Source organism: Aliivibrio salmonicida LFI1238 (assembly GCF_000196495.1).
Classification (GTDB): Bacteria; Pseudomonadota; Gammaproteobacteria; order Enterobacterales; family Vibrionaceae; genus Aliivibrio; species Aliivibrio salmonicida.
Genome location: NC_011313.1, coordinates 406,488 through 428,574 on the forward strand (window position 1 = coordinate 406,488; position 22,087 = coordinate 428,574).

At 35.2% G+C, this 22,087-nt stretch carries 24 protein-coding genes; 22 read left to right on the forward strand and 2 right to left on the reverse strand.

What is annotated here, in order from left to right; all coding sequences use genetic code 11:
• The first annotated feature begins 267 nt into the window (after positions 1 to 267).
• The 19 genes from VSAL_RS17985 (at position 268) to VSAL_RS18070 (ending at position 15,390) form a co-directional block, all read left to right on the forward strand.
• Positions 268 to 1,158: a helix-turn-helix transcriptional regulator gene (locus VSAL_RS17985; protein WP_012551713.1), complete on the forward strand. Its 891-nt coding sequence runs from the start codon at positions 268 to 270 to the stop codon at positions 1,156 to 1,158.
• A complete protein-coding gene (locus VSAL_RS17990) occupies positions 1,148 to 2,296 on the forward strand; it encodes an EAL domain-containing response regulator (protein WP_012551714.1) in 1,149 nt (382 codons plus the stop codon). The genes VSAL_RS17985 and VSAL_RS17990 overlap by 11 nt, the downstream gene beginning before the upstream one ends.
• Positions 2,271 to 2,591, forward strand: coding sequence for an Hpt domain-containing protein (locus tag VSAL_RS17995; protein ID WP_044583552.1), 321 nt, complete (start codon positions 2,271 to 2,273; stop codon positions 2,589 to 2,591). Before VSAL_RS17990 ends, VSAL_RS17995 begins: the two co-directional genes overlap by 26 nt.
• 433 nt (positions 2,592 to 3,024) lie before the next feature.
• Entirely contained in the window at positions 3,025 to 3,234 is a 210-nt protein-coding gene (locus VSAL_RS18000) for a Flp family type IVb pilin (protein ID WP_012551717.1), read from the forward strand.
• A 10-nt stretch (positions 3,235 to 3,244) separates the two neighbouring features.
• Positions 3,245 to 3,679, forward strand: a complete 435-nt coding sequence (locus VSAL_RS18005; protein ID WP_012551718.1) for an A24 family peptidase — start codon at positions 3,245 to 3,247, stop codon at positions 3,677 to 3,679.
• Positions 3,680 to 3,687: 8 nt separating this feature from the next.
• Positions 3,688 to 4,470, forward strand: a complete 783-nt coding sequence (cpaB, locus tag VSAL_RS18010) for a Flp pilus assembly protein CpaB (RefSeq protein ID WP_012551719.1) — start codon at positions 3,688 to 3,690, stop codon at positions 4,468 to 4,470.
• Between the two features lies 1 nt (position 4,471).
• Complete coding sequence (locus VSAL_RS18015) at positions 4,472 to 5,809, forward strand: type II and III secretion system protein family protein (RefSeq protein WP_012551720.1); 1,338 nt, start codon at positions 4,472 to 4,474, stop codon at positions 5,807 to 5,809.
• Positions 5,806 to 6,315: a hypothetical protein gene (locus tag VSAL_RS18020; protein ID WP_012551721.1), complete on the forward strand. Its 510-nt coding sequence runs from the start codon at positions 5,806 to 5,808 to the stop codon at positions 6,313 to 6,315. The genes VSAL_RS18015 and VSAL_RS18020 overlap by 4 nt, the downstream gene beginning before the upstream one ends.
• The gene (locus tag VSAL_RS18025) at positions 6,308 to 7,534 is read left to right on the forward strand and encodes an AAA family ATPase (protein WP_231850970.1); all 1,227 of its coding nucleotides are present in this window, start codon (positions 6,308 to 6,310) and stop codon (positions 7,532 to 7,534) included. Before VSAL_RS18020 ends, VSAL_RS18025 begins: the two co-directional genes overlap by 8 nt.
• Positions 7,534 to 8,820: a CpaF family protein gene (locus VSAL_RS18030; RefSeq protein WP_012551723.1), complete on the forward strand. Its 1,287-nt coding sequence runs from the start codon at positions 7,534 to 7,536 to the stop codon at positions 8,818 to 8,820. The genes VSAL_RS18025 and VSAL_RS18030 overlap by 1 nt, the downstream gene beginning before the upstream one ends.
• Positions 8,817 to 9,728, forward strand: a complete 912-nt coding sequence (locus VSAL_RS18035) for a type II secretion system F family protein (protein WP_012551724.1) — start codon at positions 8,817 to 8,819, stop codon at positions 9,726 to 9,728. The genes VSAL_RS18030 and VSAL_RS18035 overlap by 4 nt, the downstream gene beginning before the upstream one ends.
• Positions 9,725 to 10,603, forward strand: coding sequence for a type II secretion system F family protein (locus tag VSAL_RS18040; RefSeq protein ID WP_012551725.1), 879 nt, complete (start codon positions 9,725 to 9,727; stop codon positions 10,601 to 10,603). The genes VSAL_RS18035 and VSAL_RS18040 overlap by 4 nt, the downstream gene beginning before the upstream one ends.
• On the forward strand, positions 10,593 to 11,354 hold the full coding sequence (locus tag VSAL_RS18045) for a tetratricopeptide repeat protein (RefSeq protein WP_044583554.1): 762 nt from the start codon (positions 10,593 to 10,595) through the stop codon (positions 11,352 to 11,354). Before VSAL_RS18040 ends, VSAL_RS18045 begins: the two co-directional genes overlap by 11 nt.
• Positions 11,341 to 11,829, forward strand: a complete 489-nt coding sequence (locus VSAL_RS18050; RefSeq protein ID WP_012551727.1) for a TadE family protein — start codon at positions 11,341 to 11,343, stop codon at positions 11,827 to 11,829. Before VSAL_RS18045 ends, VSAL_RS18050 begins: the two co-directional genes overlap by 14 nt.
• A complete protein-coding gene (tadF, locus tag VSAL_RS18055) occupies positions 11,813 to 12,352 on the forward strand; it encodes a tight adherence pilus pseudopilin TadF (RefSeq protein WP_012551728.1) in 540 nt (179 codons plus the stop codon). Before VSAL_RS18050 ends, tadF begins: the two co-directional genes overlap by 17 nt.
• 2 nt (positions 12,353 to 12,354) lie before the next feature.
• Positions 12,355 to 13,623 (forward strand): TadE/TadG family type IV pilus assembly protein, encoded by a 1,269-nt coding sequence (locus VSAL_RS18060; protein WP_012551729.1) that lies wholly within the window; start codon positions 12,355 to 12,357, stop codon positions 13,621 to 13,623.
• A gap of 34 nt (positions 13,624 to 13,657) precedes the next feature.
• On the forward strand, positions 13,658 to 13,930 hold the full coding sequence (locus tag VSAL_RS23985) for a hypothetical protein (RefSeq protein WP_049940449.1): 273 nt from the start codon (positions 13,658 to 13,660) through the stop codon (positions 13,928 to 13,930).
• A gap of 3 nt (positions 13,931 to 13,933) precedes the next feature.
• A complete protein-coding gene (locus VSAL_RS23990; protein ID WP_049940451.1) occupies positions 13,934 to 14,299 on the forward strand; it encodes an OmpA family protein in 366 nt (121 codons plus the stop codon).
• Positions 14,299 to 15,390 (forward strand): phosphatase PAP2 family protein, encoded by a 1,092-nt coding sequence (locus tag VSAL_RS18070; RefSeq protein WP_012551730.1) that lies wholly within the window; start codon positions 14,299 to 14,301, stop codon positions 15,388 to 15,390. Before VSAL_RS23990 ends, VSAL_RS18070 begins: the two co-directional genes overlap by 1 nt.
• A gap of 35 nt (positions 15,391 to 15,425) precedes the next feature.
• Here the strand turns inward: VSAL_RS18070 and VSAL_RS18075 are convergent, their stop codons facing one another.
• Positions 15,426 to 17,633, reverse strand: coding sequence for an ATP-binding protein (locus VSAL_RS18075; protein WP_012551731.1), 2,208 nt, complete (start codon positions 17,631 to 17,633; stop codon positions 15,426 to 15,428).
• A 20-nt stretch (positions 17,634 to 17,653) separates the two neighbouring features.
• Positions 17,654 to 18,049, reverse strand: coding sequence for a hypothetical protein (locus VSAL_RS18080; RefSeq protein ID WP_012551732.1), 396 nt, complete (start codon positions 18,047 to 18,049; stop codon positions 17,654 to 17,656).
• A gap of 238 nt (positions 18,050 to 18,287) precedes the next feature.
• Here VSAL_RS18080 and VSAL_RS18085 point away from each other — a divergent pair, with 238 nt between their 5' ends.
• The 3 genes from VSAL_RS18085 to glpK all read left to right on the forward strand — a co-directional run bounded on the left by VSAL_RS18085 (position 18,288) and on the right by glpK (position 22,070).
• A complete protein-coding gene (locus VSAL_RS18085; RefSeq protein ID WP_012551733.1) occupies positions 18,288 to 19,148 on the forward strand; it encodes a 5'-methylthioadenosine/S-adenosylhomocysteine nucleosidase in 861 nt (286 codons plus the stop codon).
• A 472-nt stretch (positions 19,149 to 19,620) separates the two neighbouring features.
• Complete coding sequence (locus tag VSAL_RS18090; protein WP_012551734.1) at positions 19,621 to 20,475, forward strand: MIP/aquaporin family protein; 855 nt, start codon at positions 19,621 to 19,623, stop codon at positions 20,473 to 20,475.
• Between the two features lie 80 nt (positions 20,476 to 20,555).
• Complete coding sequence (gene glpK, locus VSAL_RS18095) at positions 20,556 to 22,070, forward strand: glycerol kinase GlpK (protein WP_012551735.1); 1,515 nt, start codon at positions 20,556 to 20,558, stop codon at positions 22,068 to 22,070.
• Positions 22,071 to 22,087 lie beyond the last annotated feature (17 nt).

Sequence of the window (22,087 nt, forward strand, 5' to 3'; positions counted from 1 at the left end):
ATTTTAATTATTTAACGTTTAGTTAAATCTAATTTAGAAATATTTTTATATAATGAATTTATATTGTAAGTAATAAATTGCAACGTTATTAAGTAAATGCTTATATATAACAGTTAATTATATTAATAATGTCATTTTAATTTCCCATAAAGTTCTATAGAATCATTTTAGTCTAGGCATTTTTATTTATATCCATATTTTAAATGCTATGGGTGTTAAAAAAATAAAATATTACCCTTAAGCTAGGTAGAGGATTAGTTCATTTTTATGAAGAATTTATTTGAGCAAATTTTAAAAAAATACAGAATGAAAAGCGGAATTACTCAAGAGTTTATGGTCGATTTATTGAGTAATAATTCATCCAATTTGAAAAAATTAGACAATGTGACTTTTAGTCGATGGGAGAGAGGGATCACGATCCCGCCGTTTAGGAAACAAATTGAGATATATCGATTACTTGGGGTTGATCCAATTGATGAGATAATAGAACTTGATATAGATTTACCACAAATAGAGGGTGAAGATTATGTCATTACGGACTATTACACGGACTCAGTTAATGAGTTTTATTCTTATTGCCTCAATCGTACGAACATTGATGAGGCAATCAATTTTATTGGTGAAATTGAATTAATTAAAGATGGCGATGTATATATCAGTAGATTATTTGATTCATTTAAATTAGATAAAGAAGAACATGTTATCCAAATGATGATAGAAAAATTTAATGCGGAAATTATTATTTGTAAGTATAAAAAAAGAATAATTGCTCATTCTATTACTCTTGATATTGAACCTGATTTCATTAAAGATCTGGTAAGTAACAGTATTGATCTATCTAAGATAGAGTCATACTCTGGAAGCAATCCGTTTGTGATCTCATTTCATGCTTCAACACTTACTACATTAAAGTTTATCATTGGGAATGTGTTGAATAAATTTTTAGATATGCCTAATCTTGAATCTAAATTATATATGGCATCATTTGAGAAAAATATACATAAGTTATTTGTTAAACTTAAATCTAAAGTTAAATATAATGAAATTTATAACGGAAAAAACCACAAGATTTCTGAGTTAACAAAATTTGACATTAATAGTTCAAGAGAAGCATTGTATTTCCTTGTGGGCTTTAGAAGAAAAGAATATGAAAAATAATATTTTAATAGTCGATGATATTGAATTCTCAAGAAAAGTAATTTCTTACATAATAAGAAAGAAATTTAATGATGACGTAAATATTATAGAAGCAAATAATAGCCATGATGTAGAGAAAATACTTAAAAGTAACGTAATAATTAACGGAATTATTACCGATATAATCATGCCTGATGGAAATGGATTTGATTTAATTAACATACTCTCTATGAATAATCATAGAATCCCCATTGTGATCGTATCGTCTGTGAAAATGAGCATACTTGAAAAAATCATGAATCTGGCTGAAGTAAGCGGTGTGAATATTATTAATTCATACAAAAAGCCAATATCATCCGAAGACATTATAAAATCAGTTGAGAGCTTTATTTTCCATCAACGAAAATCTGAAGATAATGATCTTAATGAAGGAAGACAAACTGCTTTAGTTGAATTGTTTTATCAACCTCAAATCAATACAAAAGATAAGGTTATGATTGGTGCCGAAGCCTTTATTCAATGGAAGAATAAAGAAGACAGTTCAGTGTCTAAGAATGTCTTTATGCCTAAAATTGATGATATGAAAAAGCTATTAAATTTCATGAGGTTATCCGTGTTGATGCTCTTTGATGAAGTGTATGCTTATTTTCATGATATGGGTGAACATTTTAAAGTAAATTTAAAAATCCCATTGAAGATTATTTGTGATGATGAATTTATCGAATCTATTTCCAGTAAAAAAGAACGAATTCCTTTTAATAGGATAGTTTTTGTTATTGATTGTCACGATAAGATCAAAGATGACGTTAAATTAATCGATAATACGAATAAGTTAAAAAATATTGGCATTGGAATCGCGATAAATTTTTGTAAACAATGTGATAAAAATTATATTTCAGATACATTTAAGAAAATGTCCCTATCAGGCGTAACGATAGAACAGAATGTACCTAACTCTGATGTACTACATATACGTAACAGTTTATCTATAAATGATAATGATCTTATTATTTATGATGTCGATAATAGTGAAATTAAAAATAGTTTGATTGAGCAAGGATTAAAATATCAACAGGGTAATTATTTATCACCATTAATGAACCCGATAGATATCAATAAATGGATTAAGAACTATGAATCAGAGACTTCAGGAATTTAATGTTAAAGAGTTTGAAAATGGAACATGCACTAGAAACCAAACATCAGACGCTTTATTTTTTAAAACGATGATAAAAGAAAGCATTGAAAATGAACTCAATTCTGCTGAGCATGAAAAAATTCAAGATACTATTCATGCGATTAAAGGTATATCAAGTTATGCAGGATTAAACAGGATGCATGAAATATGCATTAGACTAGAGAATTATCACCAAGTGATGACGTTTGATTTGATAAAAACCACCTTAAATAAGGAGTATGAAAGTATTTTAAAGGATAAAAATTTTATTATTTGAATTCATATTCTAAAGCATGATTATTATCATGCTTTTTTATGCGCCTTTATTTATTTTATTTTCTATTTTATCCTAAATTTCATGTCTATCCATATGAATATTTATATAAATTTAGTTGTACCTAAACCGTTTGAATGAGCTCTGAATTGTGATGGTTGTAATACTTTATGGTTATATTTGTTGTTTTTGTTTTGGGTGTAAAGTGTGACATTGCTCGTATCTATTTGTTAAATAAGATGAAAGTCATCATGTTGGCACTTTTATCTTTATATTAAAAAAATATGCCTTATTCATTTTTATGCCAAATTATTATGATGTTTTCACTTTATTGATACATTGATTCCAAAGTTAATCAGTGCCAATGAATATACATAGCAAAAAAGTAAATGTTTATTTCTTTGTAAGTGGAAAATTTTAATATTAAGGTTATCAAATGCTAACTAAGCTTGTTGTTCGTTCTCAAATGGCTTTCGAAAATTTCAAAAATGATCAACGTGGTGTGACTGCGATTGAATATGCAATTATTGGTGTTTCTATTTCAGCAATCGTTTTGTTGATGTTTAATGGTACACTTAAAGATGCTTTAGTAGGCGCTATGGGTACTATCTCAAGTAACATTGATTCTGCTAATGTAAAAAGTTAATAATTATTAAGTGAACATTTTTTTAATAATATGGTGGTTTTTATTAGCCGCCATTTCTTATTTTATATGCTATCAAGATGTCACGAAGCGAATAATATCGAATCGAGCATGTATGCTTGTTTTCATAATTTGCATAATGATTGGCGTTGTTACTGATAATTATGAAAATATATTCTATCCAGCGATAATATTTATTACTGGATTTGTTCTTTTTTCATTCAATATAATTGCAGCAGGGGACATTAAACTCGCTGCTGCTTTTTCCATTGCAGTTAACCCAAAATACCAACTATTAGTAATTACTATTATTCTACTGCTTGGAGGGATTATTGCATTGGGTCAATTGGCTTGGAAAAAATGTAAGACTAATGAAAAAATAGATGGTGTTCCTTATGGTGTTCCTATTTGTATAGGCTATTTATTTGGTATTGCAGCATCAATTTAAGGTAAAAGATGAAAGTTAAATTAATAATTGTACTTGCTGTAATGACTATTTTATTTGGTTTATATGGCTTAGGGGAAAGCTTGTCTTTGTTTACTCCTCAGAAAATACAGTCCGCTAAAGAAGTGAAAATCAAAGTGTGGCGTCTAAAAAAAGAAGTGAACATGAGTGAAGAGATTAATCGTCATATGTTGGCATTAGAGCTAATGCCAGAGCAAAAAGCGAATGCTCTGAGTTTTTCTGAAGATGTGACGTTAGATTTAATCCCAGGGACCGTCTTTAAAAGTGAACTTAAAAAAGGCACTTATATTTCAATGAGCGATTTAATCACGCCAGAAGAAGATGGTTATATTGATTATGTTATTGCTCCAGAACGAATTCCTTTCCCAATTACGGTTGACCCTTCATCTATTACTGGTGGAGTGATTCGAAGTGGAACGATTGTTGATATTCTTGCTTTGACATCTCCTCAGAATATAAATAATTCTACCCGTAATGTAAAAAAATCGGTTTCAATTACACCCATATTTACTGGGGTAAAAGTCCTGCAAGTGAAGCATTCAGTCATAAAAGGCAATCGCAATGATGTTGAAACCGAAGTGATTAGCTTAATTCTTGAATTAACCCGTGAGCAAGCAACCAAGCTGATTGTCGCTAAAAAAATTGCAGATATAGAAGTGTATAAATCAACAGGGAAGTATGATTCTAGCGATTTACAAGCAGATGCTGGGGATATATTAAAAGATTTTAATGCGATTACTGAATATCGCGCGAATGAAGTGGTTATTAAATAGGATGAATGGAATGTGGAATAAAAGCTACCAAACTATAATTACATTAAGTTTATTCATGATGTCTTTTTCTAGCCATGCTGTGGGTATTATTAACATGTCGGAGGGAGGAGCAAAAACAATATCAGTAGAGCAAGATATTTCTTCTGTTTTTCTCTCTGATCCTAAAATTGCCGATTACCAAGTGATTGATAAACGAAAAATTGTTATTTATGGAAAGAGTATTGGCAGCAGTTCTGTGCTTATTTTTGGTGAGAAAGGGAATACACTTTCAAATAAAAAAATAATGGTTAACAAAAGCTTGGCCACTATTCAGCAATATATTTCAGTGAAATACCCAGATACTGCGGTTGATATATTCAATGTCGGTGAGCAAGTCGTTTTGAATGGTACAGTCTCAACGGAACAAGAAAAAGATGAGATTAACGGTATTGTTGGTGAATTATTAGAGAAAAGCAGAAAAGATTTCCAGTTTGAACAAGACATGGAAGATCAAGATTATGAAATACAGTTTATGGAGCGTCATGAATACGAAGGCGTTGTTAATAATATTGTTGTAGCGACGACGAAACAAGTGAATGTAAAAATATCGATTGCTGAAGTATCCCAATCTTTTCTTGAGCAAATCGGTATTCAATATGGAACGAGTGCAAGTGTACCGGGTGTGTTTGTGCAACCGCTGACCAGTTTTAGCTCTTCGGATATCATGTCTGTTATTACTGCAATCGGAAATGACTCTGTTGGTCAAATATTAGCCGAGCCTAATTTGTCTGTTATCTCCGGGGAAAGTGCGAGCTTTTTAGTGGGGGGAGAGTTACCGGTTGTAACGACGGTTAATAACAGTACCAATGTGGTTTATAAAGAGTTTGGTGTTCGCCTCGATCTCATGGCTAAGGTAAAGAAAGACGATAAAATAACGCTTTCTTTGGTTCCTGAAGTGAGTTCGTTAGACACACAATATGAAAATGACTCTTATAATTTACCCGCGTTAAAAACGCGTCGTGCGCGTACGACCGTTGAATTGGGTGATGGACAAAGCTTTGTTTTAGGTGGATTACTTAACTCTGAAGATAAAGAAAGTTTACAAAAAGTCCCATTCATTGGTGATATTCCAATTCTTGGTGCGTTATTTCGTAATTCTGTAACACAACGAAATAAGACTGAATTGATCATTGTTGCGACGGTTAATTTAGTTCAACCAATCCATCCTTCTCAAATACAACTGCCAATGATGAAAAAAACGACTACATTGAGCCGATTTTTTGCTCTAGAGGATTCTTATATTACGGCCAGTGATAAATGGGCAAAAGAGTTATTAGCAACAGGAGGATTTAAGAAATGATTAATTGGAAATATGCGTTGTTCTTACCGTTGGTATTCATGATTGGTTGTGTCGAGAAAGTAAATGAGCGTTATGGCCCTGAGATTGAAATCTTCCCGGTCACATTTTCTATCTCATTATCTAAATCAGACAATTCAGATGAGAAACTGTCGGCGTTTTTCGCTGACCATTCGAAAGATATATTGAACTATGGATTAGAGATTCGATGGTTTAATACTGTTGGGAAAAAATGGGCTAATGACATTCGTAACGATCTTCTTATTCGTGGTGTTAACCGTGATTTAATTACAGTCAGTCATAATGAGAAGAAAGTGTCTCATTTTGATCTTAAGTTAACGTTGATAAAGCCTAAAGTTGAAGTCTCGTCTTGTGAGTATGCAAAGATTGGCGGCATTGGTAATCAAGCTAGTGGCTGTTTTGTTGAAAACGCGCGTTGGGCATCCATGGTGAACCCTCAAAAAATGCTATTAGACACCAAAAAATCAGTAGCTGAGGGGAATGAGTAAGATGTTTGATTTAGCGAATTCAATGAAAATACAGATCAATGAAGAAAAAAAATTATCATTAATATTATTCTACCAAACGGAAAGGTTCCGAGAATTAATGGAAGAAGTTTTCCGTTTTGAAGGTGTAACTGCTCCTGTTGTATTTAAATACAGTGATGAGGCTATTCGTGATAACGCTCAAGAGTTTACCGATCATATTATTATGATTGAACTTAATGAGAGCGATAATATAACGCAAGACATCGAGCAAATTAGTCACCAATTACCGAACAGTGCCTCTGTCATTGTGATTGGTAGTGAAAATTCCATATCGACAATTCGAGACTTGAGGGCGATGGGGTATTACTATTTATTTTGGCCTATTACTAAGCTGGAATTGATTGATTTTATCCGAGGCGTTAATGATAACCTCACAAGAAACAATACGTTAAGTAAGAGTCGCCAAGCAAAGAAAATTATTGTTTTAGGCTCGAAAGGGGGCGTTGGTACCTCGATGCTTACGGCAGAGCTTAGTAAAGAGTTGTCAGAAAAACGTAATAGTTCCTGCATTGTTATCGATCATAATTTTAGCGGTGGCAATCTTGATATTATGTTGGGTGTTAAACAATTTACTAGGAAAAAATTACCTCAAGGTATGCTTATTGCAAATTTGGATGCTCAATATGCGATGGGAATGACAACGAAAGTAAATGAAATGCTCTCTTTTTTGTCGATTGAGTCAGATAATTTATCGGTTGAAGAGCTTAAAGAATATACCCATGTATTATCGACTCAGCTTGCGACTGAAACAAACTTTATTATTGAAGATCTTTCTGGCTCAGCAAGTGAGAAAATCGGTTTTTTGACCAAAGAACAAGACATTGATGTTGTGGTTCTGGTTATTGACCAAACGGTGTCGAGTTTACGAGAAGCTTCAAGAGTATTAAGCGTAGTAAAAGAGAAAAAATTAGAAATGCGTTTTATCATCGTTGTGAATAATACGAAACCAGAAAAATATTCCACGGTAGATTTAAAAGATATCAAAAAACACATTGATAGAAGCGTTGATGTTATTTGTCCATTTGAGCCAAAAATAGGGTCAGCGTTACTGCATGGCGAAAGTATTCATTCAAAAAATATGCTTATAAGTCAAAGTTTTAATGATGTTACTGTACTTTTGCTCGGTGAAACGGTTAAGAAACCGAGTTTACTTAAACGCTTAACGCAGAGAATGAAATAATGAATCAGAATAAATTAATTTATATCGAAATTCGTAATCAGATCTTTGAAGCATTAGAAGCTGAAGCGGTTAACTCTTTATCTAAAGAGCAGTTAAGTAAGCAACTCAGTGGGGCGATTGATTTGCTGATCGAACGTCGAGAGTGGTCAGTGAGTACCATGATCCGTGCCGAATTTGTAACTAGCCTTGTGGATGAACTGCAAGGGCTTGGACCATTACAGGTGCTAATGGAAGATGATTCCATCAGTGACATTATGATTAATGGTCATAATCAAATATTCATTGAGCGTAATGGATTAGTCGAAGTTGCTCCAGTCAGTTTTATTGATGAAGAACAACTTATACATATTGCTAAACGCATTGCATCTCAAGTGGGTCGTCGTGTTGATGATTCTTCACCCACGTGTGACGCCCGCTTACAAGATGGCAGTAGAGTTAATATAGTGATACCTCCAATTGCTATTGATGGCACATCAATGTCAATTAGTAAGTTTAAAAAAGACAGTATTGGATTGGACAAACTGACTGAATTTGGGGCGCTTAGTCCAGAAATGGCTCAGATCCTTATGATCGCCTCGCGCTGTCGTCTGAATATCTTAATTTCTGGTGGTACAGGCTCAGGTAAAACCACCATGCTGAATGCGCTTTCTCAATTTATATCGGAAAAAGAACGCATTATTACTATTGAAGATGCCGCGGAATTAAAATTACTTCAACCCCATGTGGTGCGATTAGAAACTAGAAATTCAGGAATTGAAGGCACTGGCGCAATCACTCAGCGTGATCTTGTGATCAATGCGTTACGTATGCGACCAGATCGTATTGTTGTCGGTGAGTGTCGTGGTGGTGAGGCCTTTGAGATGCTTCAGGCAATGAATACGGGTCATGATGGTTCAATGTCTACATTGCATGCGAATACGCCACGAGATGCAATGGCGCGTGTTGAAGCGATGGTGATGATGGCAAGCAATAATCTGCCCTTAGAAGCAATTCGCCGTACGATCGTAAGTGCAGTTGATTTAGTTATTCAAATCAGTCGACTGCACGATGGTAGCCGAAAAGTCATGAGTATCACTGAAGTTGTTGGCCTTGAGGGAAACAATGTTGTGTTAGAAGAGTTGTATAAATTTCATTCTTCAGGACAGCATGGGAGTGATGGGAAGATACTGGGTCAGTATTCAACCGCGGGTTTAATGCAGCGTTCTGTATTGGTAGAGAAAGCGCGATTCTTTGGTTTAGAGCAACAATTAAATGCGGCGTTTAATAAGGTGGATGAGACAGCATGATTTATGGGATCTCTTTAATTTTTGGTGGGTTATTAGTGCTGTATTTGATGTCTACTTATAGTGGTAGGCATCGTGATCATCTTAATCATGCTTCAATTTCACCCTCTGATAATGATCGCCAAGCGGTTAAACTCGTTTCTTTGTCTGATGCAGATATCAGTAAAAGGCTAGTGCGTTTTTTTAAAAATACGTATCAACAAATCGATTCTCTAGCCAATGTGAAAATTTCGCTCTATTGCGTTCTGATGGCGTTACTTGGTATTTATATTAATCAAACGTTCATTCACGGTAATTTCTTTATTGTAGTAGTGATTGTTGAAGTTGTAGGCGTGTTTGGTGCGATATTATGGCTAGGTAAGCGAGAGAAAAATAGATTTGAAGATTCTTTTCCTGATGCTTTAAACATGCTTTCAAGTGCCGTGAGTTCAGGTGAAGGGATCATGCACGCGATTATATTCGTAGGGGCCTCTCTCGATGGCAAAGTAGGGAAAGAATTTAAACGTATGGGAGAGCAATTACAATTAGGTGAATCTCCCGATACGGTGTTCAGAAAATCGTGTGCTCGTTTTCCATACCCTTCCTTTCAATTCTTTATCATTACGTTACGTACAAGTATGGAGCGAGGAGGGCAGTTAAAAGAGATAATGAGGCGTCTTAATCGCTTAATGTTTGGTGCGCGTTCCATTGAAAAAAAGAAGTATGCATTAACGTCGGAAGCTCGAACGTCAGCAAAAATTGTAGCTTCAATTCCTTTTATCTTTTTGTTTATGTTGCAATACCTAAGCCCAGAGAACTATGAATATGTAATGTTTAATCCCGATGGTCGACCTATTTTATATTACGTATTAATTAGTGAATCGATAGGGATATTAACTATATGGTTATTAATGAAAGGGGTGCGCTCATGATAACGTCATCCGTTGTATTGTATGCAGTCTTAGTTTCTTTTGGTTTAGTCTTATTATTTTGGTTGTTGTATCAAATCGTATTACAAAGAAAAGCCTTACTTAAATTTTTAGCGAGTAATGAAATATTGACTCGTAATGAGAACGTGATTAATAAAGTTGAGCAATTCTTACCCAGTTCAGTGTCGACGAATGCAGACGATGTTGAGCGAAAATTTTACTCTGCGGGTTTTTATCAATTCAAATGGGCTCATTTATATATGCCTGCTAAATATGCAGCAGCTGCAATAGGTGGAGTGACTATTTATTGGTTGAGTAGAAGCGATACGGATCCAAAAGAAATCATTGCTTATATGTGTATATGGCTCGTTATTTGTATCTTGATACCTGATCTGATCTTAAATTCTCGTATTAAAACGTTACGGGATAAATTATCTAGCCAGTTGCCATATTTGCTCGATCTTTTGGCCATGTGCGTTCATACTGGTATGACGATTGAGTCATCAATGGCTTATCTTGCTAAAGAAATGCGTGGTTTTGATAAAGATCTCGCACATATGGTAAGCCGCACAAATGATCGTGCTCGAATTGTGGGATTAAGCGTGGCATTGGATGAGCTTTACATCAAAGTGCCAACAAATGAAATGCGAAGTTTTGTTATGACCTTAAAGCAAAGCTTGCATTACGGTAGCTCCATTTATGGAATTTTAAACACATTAGCAGAAGATATTCGTAATGTACGTCTTCTTTCACTGGAAGAAAAAGTAGGTAAGTTAGCCGCTAAAATGTCGGTACCATTGATTTTGTTTATTATGATACCGGTTGTAATTCTAATTGCTGCGCCAGGAATAATGAGGATGATGTCAGGTGTGTATTAAAAATATAATGGCAGGAATTATGCTATTAAGTCTTGCTGGTTGTGTGACTCAATCAAGCATTGATACTGAAATTGCAAAAGAAACGATCTTAGTCAATACGAAAAATCACGCTGAATTAATTGTTTTTTATAAGAATCAATTGAAACAAAAAGAAAACCAACAGGTTCGAGAGAAGTTAGCTCAAGTATATCTAGATTCAAGCGATCCCGAATCCGCTTTATTTACCATTGCATCGTTGAATAACGATTCTCGCTCGATTCACTCTTTTTTAATTGAAGCAAATGCACAGCTAGAATCGGGCATGGTAGAAGACGCATTGGAGACTGCAAATAAAACGTATTTGCTCGATGACAATAATGCAGAGATAGAAAACTTATTGGGTGTTATTTATGCAGCGAAGCGAGATCTCCCTCAAGCAAGGCATTATTTTAATTTGGCGAGAAAACATTTATACAGTGATATAAAAATTAAGAACAATTTAGCGGTACTCGATATTCTTGAGGGCAAGTATGACAAAGCGAATGATCGCTTATTGCATCTGTATCTGAATGATAAAAATGACGCTTTAGTTCAATCGAATTTAATGTTAGCGATGGCTAAATCTGGGGATTTGGATTTTATGGAAAAAGTGCTTTCTCCTAAGTACACAAAACGTCAAATATCGGATCGCTATATTGCGTTAAGAAAGACAGAGCTTCAAAGAAATAAAGTCACACCGACCGGAGTCAAAAATAACGATGAGAATCAATAAACAGAAAGGGACTGCCAGTATTGAATTCGTTTTGGGGTTTATGGCTTTTTGGCTCATTTGTATGGCATGGGTTGAGATGAGTTATATGTCTTATATCTCAGCTATCAGTGATTTAATTGTTTCAGAATCCGCTCGTGAATCAAAAACAGAAGAAGCGGACTACTTGGATTCTTTTAACCGAGCCATTACTGAGAATCAATCGTTATGGGGAAGCGTTGTTGATCCAACTAAATTTACGATGTCGATTCAATATCTTGAAAGTGTCAATGAATTAGGTGGTTTAGTTGATCCATGCGTGGTGCCTGATGCCGAAGTCACTGCTGAATGTGGTGAATCAGAAAACAGAGCCATCGCGGTTTATCGGATAGATTATCGTTTTTCTTCTATTTTTACGTATTTTGTCGACACGGAAAGTCTTTTTAGTCGTGAAGTTATTGTTATTCAGGAGTACGAGCGTGATGCCTTTGAGATTTAAACAACGAGGAAATTTTACTGTTGAATTTGCCGTTGTCGGAGTAGCACTTAGTTTCATGTTTGTATTCAGTGCTGATGTCATCATTAAACTGTCAATTCGCGGCAAACTCGATCGGTTATCGTATTCTTTGGTGAATGTATTAAAAGAACGAACTCAATTGTATGACGAAGATTATGTCATCACACAAAACGAAGCCAATACCATATTTACCATTGCACAAAATTCACTTCGTCGTATGCAACAAAGTTATAAGGATAAAAACTTTGGTGGTGTTGTTGAGGAGCTTACCTTTCGAGGTATTGGGAATCCAAACGCCCCAAGGCGCTATAACTTTGGGGGCTATGCTTGCCCATTGGCACAGACTATTAATCAGTTTGACTATCTTTCCGTTGTCACTACTTGGACTCGACAAGCGACGCTATATCGCGTCACGCTATGCTATAACACCGACAATATGTTTGGTTCTCTTGTTAACGAAAGCTACACGAATGTCAGTTCGTCATCCATTATGATCGGGAGATAGTTGTGAAATTAAGACGTCATCAAAAAGGTCATGCTGCGATTCTATTTGCCATGATGATCCCTGCTTTATTTGGGATTTTTACGTTAGCAAGTGATGGGGCAAGAGCGATTCAAACGAAAGCACGGATTGAAGATGCCGCAGAGGTGGCCACACTGGCTGTTTCTGCTCATAACGATCCAAACCAAGATTATGGTGGCGGTGGATCCCCTAGTTCTGCAAATCAACAAATAGTGACAGATTACATCAACGCTTATATTAGTGATGTGGACTCGATAAATGAAATCAAGGTATACAAACGTAACTGTGAAGAGATACCGGAGTGCAAAGCGGGTTTAGCGGTAGGTGAACCAAGGTACTTTGAGCATGAAGTTGGTGTGACAACGAGTCAAAAATCGTGGTTTCCTGGTAATGATGCGATTGTTGGGATGGGAGATAGCTTCTCGACAAGTGGGCATTCTTTAGCGCGTAAATATCAGAGTGAGGCGGTCGATGTTATGTTTGCTGCTGACTTTTCTGGATCTATGGGAGATCGTTGGACTGGAGGTAATAAAAAGTACGAAGATTTAATTGATATTATTGATAGTATTTCTAAAGAGTTACAAAAATTTAATGATTTAGAGCACAACGATAATGATAACACCATGGGCATCACCGCTTATAATGAATATACCTATTCTCAGTATTCGGGCTCTTCAGGTGGTTGGTGGGGTGATGATTGTTATCTAAGCCAAGCCGAATCTGACGGCTTCTGGGGAGGTGTTTCAATTTCAAAAACGATTGACGGACTCTGGAATGAAAAATCAAAAGATCACTGTAATAATTCTTATAATAGTGGTCGATTTAATGATATCCCCTTAACGTCAAATTTTGATGTTGTTAATCAAGACGTCAGTCGATTTTGGCCTGAAGGAGGAACGTCCTCCTATCAAGCTTTAATTCGGGGTGCTCAACTTCTTACGTATGGCACAAATTCTCGTCGATTATTAATTGTACTTTCTGATGGAATGGATACGGATAATAACTTGACCAGTAGTTTAGTTAATGCCGGCATGTGTCGTGATATTCAACAAGGGTTAGAGTCTGATAAAACACTAGATAATAGGCCAATTAGAGCACAAATGGCGGTGATTGGTTTTGATTATGAACCCAGTGAAAACCAAGCACTAAAAGATTGTGTTGGGGCTGAGAATGTTTATAAAGCAGAAAATTCTGATGATATTCTAAATACAATTCTTGAATTAATCAGTGAAGAAATTGGTCATTTAAAATAAATAGCGCTTAGAGCGTAAGGTAGAGAATCAAGTAATGAATAAGTATTTAACAATAATAACGCTGTCTGTAAGTTTGTCATTTAATGCATGTGCAGAAGATAATATGGATTTAAATCAATCACTTTTACTTTATTGTGGTACTTCTGACGGTGAATACCAAAAAGAAATTCAGGTAGGAGATGGAGTGAAAGTGTCTCTTAACCAAGGTGGGTTTTACCAAGTTCAACAAGTAGATGCAGTAACACCAGAAGCCTCTTTTATCCGCAGCCAGCTTGATAAAATGAACGTTGATGTCAGTTGTTCTTAATTTTTGTTAAGTCATTCATCAACAGTAGAAACAAACAGCCCTGATATGCTTGCTCGTGTTTACTTTAATTTTGATCAATCCGCATTAACGAAGCGTTCTGAATATGTGTTAGACCAAGTTTTCACTAAGATTGAAGAGGAAAATACGCACCTAAAAGTCATTGGTCACATTGACGCGAAAGGGAGTAAAGCCTATAATTATGATCTTGGATTAAAGCGTTCTTATACGGTATTAAAATATCTTGTTGCACATGGAGCAAATCCTAAGAAATTGACACCAAGTTCAAAAGGTGAAAAAGAACCGTTAGAGAGTAATGCAACTTCTGCGGGACGAGATAAAAACCGTCGGGTTGAGATCCAACAATTATAATGATGAGTGTGAGGGCGGTAAGTCGATTTACTGGATTTGAGTTTTGGAAGCGTTCTTTTTTAGATATTTATCAGTATATTAAAGCCGATAAAATTTTTTATGGAGTAATGATTAGCTTTAGTGTTGTAGTGATTGCGATACTTCAGATTTATGGTTATGAAAGTAAAGGTCAACTTACTGCTTATTTATCAATGTTACCAACGATGCTGAAGTTATCGCTTATTATTGGAACATTATGGTATTTTATTACTTTGGTTTATCGAAGAGAGAGACGACCGTTATATTGCTTCTGGCAACAAGTTGTTTTTATCTATGACCATAGAAATCGAATTATTGCGTCTTTTCTATTATTTGTTGGGATCAGTGCTTTTTTATCTTATTGTTCAACGTTTAAAGGCATGATACCACTGCTTCACCCATTTGAATTTGATGAAGCGATTCATAATATAGATTTGTGGCTATTTTTCGGTAAAGAGCCATGGCAATTGATCCATGGTTTATATGATTCACCTTGGATAACGTTTGGACTTGATCTGTCTTATAATATTTGGTTTTTTTTGGTTTACGCTATCTTGGGTGTATTTATTCTTACTCAAAAAGTACATAGAAGAAGACAATATATTTTAACGTGGTTATTATGCTGGATTGTTATTGGAAATATATTGGCTTTCGCTTTTTCTTCGGTAGGACCTACTTTTGTTGGACGCCTATTTCCTATAAATACAGATTACCTGCCATTAATGACATTGTTACATCAGCAAGACATGTGGCTACAACAATATAACCCGAAGATTTTACTTTGGTCTTTAAATACTCAAGATTACTTGTGGACTTCTTATACTACGGGAAAAGAAATGTTAGGTAGTGGTATTTCAGCCATGCCGAGTATGCATGTTTCTATGGCTGTGCTTATGGCCTTAGGGGTAAGTTCTCTTAATCGAAAGCTAGGAATTCTCTTTTGGTTGTTTGCACTGGTTATCTATGTTGGCTCATTTACTTTAGGTTGGCATTACGCTGTCGATGGACTCGTTAGTGGTCCGGTAACGTTGATTATTTGGCGCTTATGCGGCAGTAAGTACCTTACCAAGTAAACGATAAAAAGAGAGTATCATCTGTTACTCTCTTTTTAAAATAAACTTGAAATTATGCTATCTAAGCTTTTATTATCAATGGGTTTTATTAAGTATCCATCACAATATTTCTTTATTTTTGTTTCTTCATCAAGCATGCCTTGTGCTGTTATTGCGATAACAGGAATATGTTTCATGTCTTTTGAATCTTTTATTCTTCGTGATAGTTCAATACCATTCATTATTGGCATCTTAATATCAGTAAAAATAACATCAGGTAAGGAGGATGTGTTTTTTATTTTTTCTAAAATATCTTTTCCATTGATACCCTCAATAATATGGAAATCATAAGGTTCTAATTTTCTTTTGAGTACTTCACGATTGAATTCAATATCATCGACGATAGCGATGCTTTTCTTTGATTTCATTTCATGAATTTCTCTTTTCATGTGGTGGTATTTGTTGATTATTTTACTCTTTATTATTTCAATGTCTTTTAATGTAATGAAAATAGAGGTTCCTTCACCCACTTCACTTTCTATTGAAATATTTCCGTTCATATCTTCAATAATTTTCTTTGTTATAAACAACCCTAAACCAGTACCTTGGTCTTTATCTTGATCGTGTATTTGTTCAAACGGATTAAATATACGCTCTATGTCTTTTTTTTCTATTCCTCGACCATTATCCGTAAATTCTAATACTAAATCAGTGGATAAATTGGTTGAGTTTATATATTTGACATTAATATTTATTTTACCACCTTTATCTGTGAATTTTATTGAATTACTTAAAAGATTCATAACTATTTTATTTAAATGTTTTTTGTCTATGTTTAAATTATAGAATTCATTTTTCTTATAATCTATTTTTATATTTTTTGAATTTGACTGAAAACTAATGACATCAATGATGTTAGTTATAATATTATCGATTGAATTTGGTTCTTTATTTGATATTGTTTTATTTGCTTCTATTTTACTTAGATCTAAAATATCATTAACCATCTCCAGTAATCCTTCGCCTGCTTTATAGAGCGTGTTTAATGTTTTCTTTTTTTCTTGGTCTTCTTCTTTTTCTATCAGATATAAGCTTAACCCTAAAATTGCATTAAGAGGGGTTCTAAGTTCGTGTGATATGTTTGCAATGAACTTGGATTTTTTAATATTGGCTGATTCAGCAATTTCTTTAGATTTTTTTAGTTTATTGGTCCTATCATCTATTTTTCTTTCTAAATCATCAACCAGTGTTGATATGTGTTGAGCCATTAAAGCCACATTTCTTGCGAGTGCACCAAGCTCATCCTTTCTATATAACAAAGGGTTGTTATATTCATAGTTACCTTCTTGTATCTCTTTTATCCATTGACTAAATAAAATTAATGGACCTTTAATATAATTAGTGATAAAGGTTGATAATAATAAAGTCAATATGGTTAACATTATTATGGTGTTAATTATTTTTTTTATGAATACATTATAATTATTATGTATTTTCTCCGTTAGTTCTTGGCTGTAACTTGTGGTTGTTTTCTTCTTTATTAAAACGGCAACATTCCATGGATAATCTTTTACTGGTTGAATGGCGACTATATATTTTTCTTTTCCTAAATGTATTTCTGAATCCCAAGCTGTTTTTGTTGATATATTTCGCATTGTTATCATTTCATTAAATGTTAATTCTTTTATTTTTGTTATGTCGTTTAATTTAACTTTGTATTCTGACAAGTATTTTTGTGCATTATTGTTCTTTGTTACCATATTCATATCTTGATCAATAATTAATGATAAAAAACCATCCTCATTTTGTTTTCTTGCCAATTTATATATTAATCTTGTTATGTTTATTTTGAATGTTAAATAAAATCCATTATCTACATAATATTGTTTTATTGTGAACTTATCATTTTCATTTAATGGTATTACTTTAACTTTTGTTAGATAAACAGAGGTTGAATATTTTATTAATTCGTCATTTGATATTTTTAATATATTATTGGTATTCTCACCCGCGCCTTTAATTATTTCTGCGTACCTTTGAGAAATACTGTCAATTTCTTTCATTTCTAGATTTAAAAATTGGCTAATATTATTTGCGTAATGCGAGACATTTTTGTGTATGTATTTATTTTCGACACTGGTTGCTACAGAGGTGATTTCTTTTTCGTTAGTTGAGATTATTTGATACGAAGCGATAGATATGAGGATTGAATAAACGGTGATGGTTCCGGTAAGGGCGACAAAGAATTTATTTTTTAAAAGCATTAATTGGCCTTTAGTTATTATTATGTGTGATAAAGAGTAATCTTTTTCTTCACTGTATTTTGAAGCGTCTTTATTGAAAATGGTTTCTCTAAAATGGCTTTATGTGAAATATTGTATTGCTTCATTTCGCGTAATTTTTCAAACGATCCCATTAGGATAAAGTTTTTGGCTTCAGAAAAAGGATAATATGCATTGTCATTTAAAAATTGCATTTTATCTTCAATTGAATACTTTTCGCTATCGAGATCATAAACAACAAGATCGGGGAGGGGGGAGTCATGCATGTCTTTAGTGGTTAAGCTGTGAAACTTAGCCACATTCATTGTTTTTGTTTCATGCACATCACTGAGCTCACGCAGTACTTTATTCGCTACATCTTTGATTAGAAAATAATTACTTACTATTAATATGTTCACGCTTTTGCTCAGTATATGGGGGATATAAGCTAATGATGCTAGACCTTATTGACTTTTGTATTGATAGCATCTTGGAATATTGTTTATTTTTATGTGCCTATTCATTGTAGAGCGCTGGTTTTCTTGATTATAGGACTTAAATAGCAATCGTTTGCTTTGCGCTGACTTTTGTCGCCAAAAATAATTTTATACTCCTTCTGAAACCCTTATTTACAAAATTAATACTACTGGAGATATTATGCGCTTTATTAAAGGCTTTTTAATTACTTTACTTACGTTACCTTTGAGTCTTTCTGCTGTGGCAGGGATGAAAAGTGTGACTGTTGAAGGTAATTCTTACGCAGCACCGCAACCCATTATTATTCAAGGGCCTATGCCTATTGAAGCTCAACATTTTGCTGCATTACTTGATGATGTCACGATCGAAAAAACGGGGATTTTTGTTTTTTATAAAGGCACGCTAAATGGATACCCTGTCATTGTAAGCCAAACAGGGAAGGGTTTAGAGAACACGGCGGCGGCAACGGCGATAGCGATAGAGCGCTATAAACCAATAGCTATTATTAATCAGGGGACTTCTGGTGGGCATGATAAAAACTTAAATGTTGCAGATATTGTTCTAGGTAAGAGAACGGTAAATATAGGTAATTTAAAAACACCGAAAGCGAAAGAAGGTGAAGGCTCTAATTCACTCACTTGGATCCCGATGGATATTATGGCTTCTGCTGGTACCGCTGGTGGTGATGATGCAAATAAAATTCGTTACTATGAAGGGAGCAGTGAATTAATTGCTTCTGCTCATAAAGTGAAATACACCGAAGGAAAAGTGGTTGAAGGGACGATTGGTTCTGCGAATTTTTGGAACAGTGAGTTAGATCGTATTAATTGGTTCCATGATAACTTTGGTACAAGTACTGAAGAAATGGAAAGTGCGTCTGCGGCTCAAATCAGTGAAGCGTATCACGTTCCATTCTTAGCGATTCGTATTTTATCAAACAACATTACTAATGGTGGTCATTACAATCCTAATACCGCGAAATATTGCCAATCTTATGTAAAAGAGGTTGTAGTTCAATATATTAGCGATATAAATAAGTAATATAGTTTACTTCCATTTAATATACCCATGTTCGTTTATGACTATTTTTGGTTATAAACGAACATTGTTTTTATTCTTTTGCCTTTCATATTACATTGCTACTTTAGTGTTATCTTTGTTAGCTTAATATCTTTTAATTCAATGGATTAGCGTTTAATTGTTGTTTTTGATTGTTTTGTTTCTCTCCTTCGTTCTATTTTCTCTGTAAACTCGATCTGGTCGTACCTGATGATCTTGATCTTTTATGCTCTAGATCTTCTTTTTAATATTCTAACACGCACTTTATGTGCTCGAACGCTCATTTTGGGTTTGTTGATATTTAAAATATTAATAAAAGGAGTACATTTCGTGCTGCTTAACGTGAATGCTGTATACCTACTTGAATAATAATTGAGCCGTTTATCTGGTGTATGAGAGCGTATACATACAAAACTTGATGAAATGAGCTAATAACGAAACAAAGGAATGAATCATGGCGAATAATGAACAACATACATTACTTGGACAATGCATCGCTGAATTTATCGGTGCCGGTTTATTGATTTTTTTTGGTGTCGGCTGTGTCGCTGCCTTAGTGTTAACGGGGGCTGAGTTTGGCCAATGGGAAGTCAGTATTATATGGGGGATAGGTGTTTCTATTGCCATCTATTGTACTGCGGGTGTTTCTGGTGCTCACCTTAATCCTGCTGTAACTATTGCACTGGCTGCGTTTCATGGATTTGATAAAGCAAAAGTAATCCCTTATATCATTGCTCAAGTACTTGGTGCTTTTTGCTCTGCTGCGTTAGTTTACGCGTTATACAGTAATTTATTTGCTGATTATGAAATTGCGAATGGTTTTTTAAGAAGCAGTGAAGCTGCATTATCAACGGCTGGTATCTTTTCTACTTATCCACACCCCTCTTTATCGATACTAGGCGCGTTTGCTGTTGAGTTTGTTATTACTGCGGTTCTTATGTTTGGCATCTTAGCATTAGGTGACGAGCATAATGGCGCGTCTCGTGGTGCAATGAATCCTCTACTTATCGGTTTATTAATTGCCGTGATTGGTGGGTCTCTTGGGCCTCTAACTGGCTTTGCAATGAACCCTGCTCGTGATTTTGGTCCAAAACTCTTTGCTTACTTAGCGGGTTGGGATTATGCATTAACAGGTGCGAGAGAGATTCCTTACTTTATTGTTCCAATTCTTGCTCCTATTGCTGGTGCGTGTTTTGGTGGTTGGGCTTACCCAAAACTGATTGGTGCTTATTTACCAAAAGCTGGGCATGGTTGTACTATTCCTAATCAGTGTGATCCAGAAGACGAAACTAAAACTGCTGAAGTGTAATAAAGACTTTAAAAATAATACTAACAATTATCTCCCTACGAGCTAATAAATTACAAACTAATACATAAAAGGATTCCATCATGACTGAGCAAAAATACATTGTTGCACTTGACCAAGGAACTACTAGCTCTCGTGCCGTCATTCTTGACCACGATGCCAATATTGTCAGTGTTTCTCAGCGTGAATTTACTCAGATTTATCCTCAAGCAGGATGGGTTGAGCATGATCCACTAGAAATCTACGCAACACAAAGTTCGACGTTAGTTGAAACCTTAGCGAAAGCAGGTATTCGCAGTGATCAAATTGCGGCGATTGGTATTACGAATCAACGTGAAACGACGATAGTTTGGAATAAAGAAACGGGTAAACCAGTCTATAACGCGATTGTTTGGCAGTGTCGTCGTACGGCAGATACATGTGAAAAACTGAAAGAAGCAGGTCTTGAAGAATACATCCGTGAAAATACGGGTTTGGTTGTTGACCCATATTTCTCTGGTACAAAAATTAAGTGGATTTTAGATAACGTTGAAGGCGCTCGTGAAGACGCTGAAGCGGGTAAGTTATTGTTTGGTACGGTTGATACCTGGCTTGTGTGGAAGATGACACAAGGACGCGTTCACGTGACTGATTACACCAATGCATCACGTACCATGGTCTTTAATATCAATACGCTTCAGTGGGATGAAAAACTGCTGAAAGAGCTAGATATTCCACTTTCAATGATGCCTGAAGTGAAATCGTCATCAGAAGTGTACGGCGAAACAAACATTGGTGGTAAAGGCGGAACGCGTATTCCAATCGCAGGTATTGCGGGGGATCAACAAGCGGCGCTTTATGGTCAAATGTGTGTAGAGCAAGGCCAAGCTAAGAACACCTACGGTACGGGCTGTTTCTTACTAATGAACACGGGTAAAGAGAAAGTAACGTCTCGCAATGGCCTATTAACGACACTTGCTTGTGGTCCTCGTGGTGAAGCGTCTTACGCACTGGAAGGTGCGGTATTTATGGGCGGAGCGTCGATTCAATGGCTACGCGATGAAATGAAGCTATTAGCGGATGCGAAAGATTCTGAGTATTTTGCAACGAAGGTTGATTCATCAAACGGTGTTTATGTGGTTCCAGCCTTTACAGGGTTAGGTGCTCCTTATTGGGATGCGTATGCACGTGGAACCATTGTTGGCTTAACGCGTGGTTGTGGTTCAAATCATATTATTCGTGCAACGTTAGAAAGTATTGCTTATCAAACACGTGATGTGATTGATGCAATGCAAGCAGATTCAGGTATCAAGTTATCGGCACTTCGTGTTGATGGTGGTGCGGTTGCTAATAACTTCTTAATGCAGTTCCAAGCGGATGTATTAGATGTAGCGGTTCATCGTCCACAAGTGACAGAAGTGACTGCGCTAGGTGCTGCTTATCTTGCTGGTTTAGCCGTTGGATTCTGGGGTGGCCTTGATGAATTGGCAGGTAAAGCTGTGATTGATCGTTCATTTGAACCTCATCATGATGAAATTAAACGTAATCAACGTTACCGTGGTTGGAAACGCGCAGTAAAATGTGCTCAATCATGGGCAGAGCTGCACGATGAAGAGTAATTAACCTAATTTGATGG

Excerpts from the sequence above, each read along its gene's own strand:
- VSAL_RS18030 (WP_012551723.1), top strand. The coding sequence starts at position 7,534 with ATGAATCAGAATAAATTAATTTATATCGAAATTCGTAATCAGATCTTT.
- VSAL_RS18050 (WP_012551727.1), top strand. The coding sequence starts at position 11,341 with ATGAGAATCAATAAACAGAAAGGGACTGCCAGTATTGAATTCGTTTTG.
- cpaB (WP_012551719.1), top strand. The coding sequence starts at position 3,688 with ATGAAAGTTAAATTAATAATTGTACTTGCTGTAATGACTATTTTATTT.
- tadF (WP_012551728.1), top strand. The coding sequence starts at position 11,813 with ATGCCTTTGAGATTTAAACAACGAGGAAATTTTACTGTTGAATTTGCC.
- VSAL_RS18000 (WP_012551717.1), top strand. The coding sequence starts at position 3,025 with ATGCTAACTAAGCTTGTTGTTCGTTCTCAAATGGCTTTCGAAAATTTC.
- VSAL_RS18025 (WP_231850970.1), top strand. The coding sequence starts at position 6,308 with ATGAGTAAGATGTTTGATTTAGCGAATTCAATGAAAATACAGATCAAT.
- VSAL_RS17990 (WP_012551714.1), top strand. The coding sequence starts at position 1,148 with ATGAAAAATAATATTTTAATAGTCGATGATATTGAATTCTCAAGAAAA.
- glpK (WP_012551735.1), top strand. The coding sequence starts at position 20,556 with ATGACTGAGCAAAAATACATTGTTGCACTTGACCAAGGAACTACTAGC.
- VSAL_RS18020 (WP_012551721.1), top strand. The coding sequence starts at position 5,806 with ATGATTAATTGGAAATATGCGTTGTTCTTACCGTTGGTATTCATGATT.
- VSAL_RS18035 (WP_012551724.1), top strand. The coding sequence starts at position 8,817 with ATGATTTATGGGATCTCTTTAATTTTTGGTGGGTTATTAGTGCTGTAT.
- VSAL_RS18040 (WP_012551725.1), top strand. The coding sequence starts at position 9,725 with ATGATAACGTCATCCGTTGTATTGTATGCAGTCTTAGTTTCTTTTGGT.
- VSAL_RS18090 (WP_012551734.1), top strand. The coding sequence starts at position 19,621 with ATGGCGAATAATGAACAACATACATTACTTGGACAATGCATCGCTGAA.
- VSAL_RS18085 (WP_012551733.1), top strand. The coding sequence starts at position 18,288 with ATGCGCTTTATTAAAGGCTTTTTAATTACTTTACTTACGTTACCTTTG.
- VSAL_RS18015 (WP_012551720.1), top strand. The coding sequence starts at position 4,472 with ATGAATGGAATGTGGAATAAAAGCTACCAAACTATAATTACATTAAGT.
- VSAL_RS18070 (WP_012551730.1), top strand. The coding sequence starts at position 14,299 with ATGATGAGTGTGAGGGCGGTAAGTCGATTTACTGGATTTGAGTTTTGG.
- VSAL_RS17985 (WP_012551713.1), top strand. The coding sequence starts at position 268 with ATGAAGAATTTATTTGAGCAAATTTTAAAAAAATACAGAATGAAAAGC.
- VSAL_RS17995 (WP_044583552.1), top strand. The coding sequence starts at position 2,271 with ATGAATCAGAGACTTCAGGAATTTAATGTTAAAGAGTTTGAAAATGGA.
- VSAL_RS23985 (WP_049940449.1), top strand. The coding sequence starts at position 13,658 with ATGAATAAGTATTTAACAATAATAACGCTGTCTGTAAGTTTGTCATTT.
- VSAL_RS18075 (WP_012551731.1), bottom strand. The coding sequence starts at position 17,633 with ATGCTTTTAAAAAATAAATTCTTTGTCGCCCTTACCGGAACCATCACC.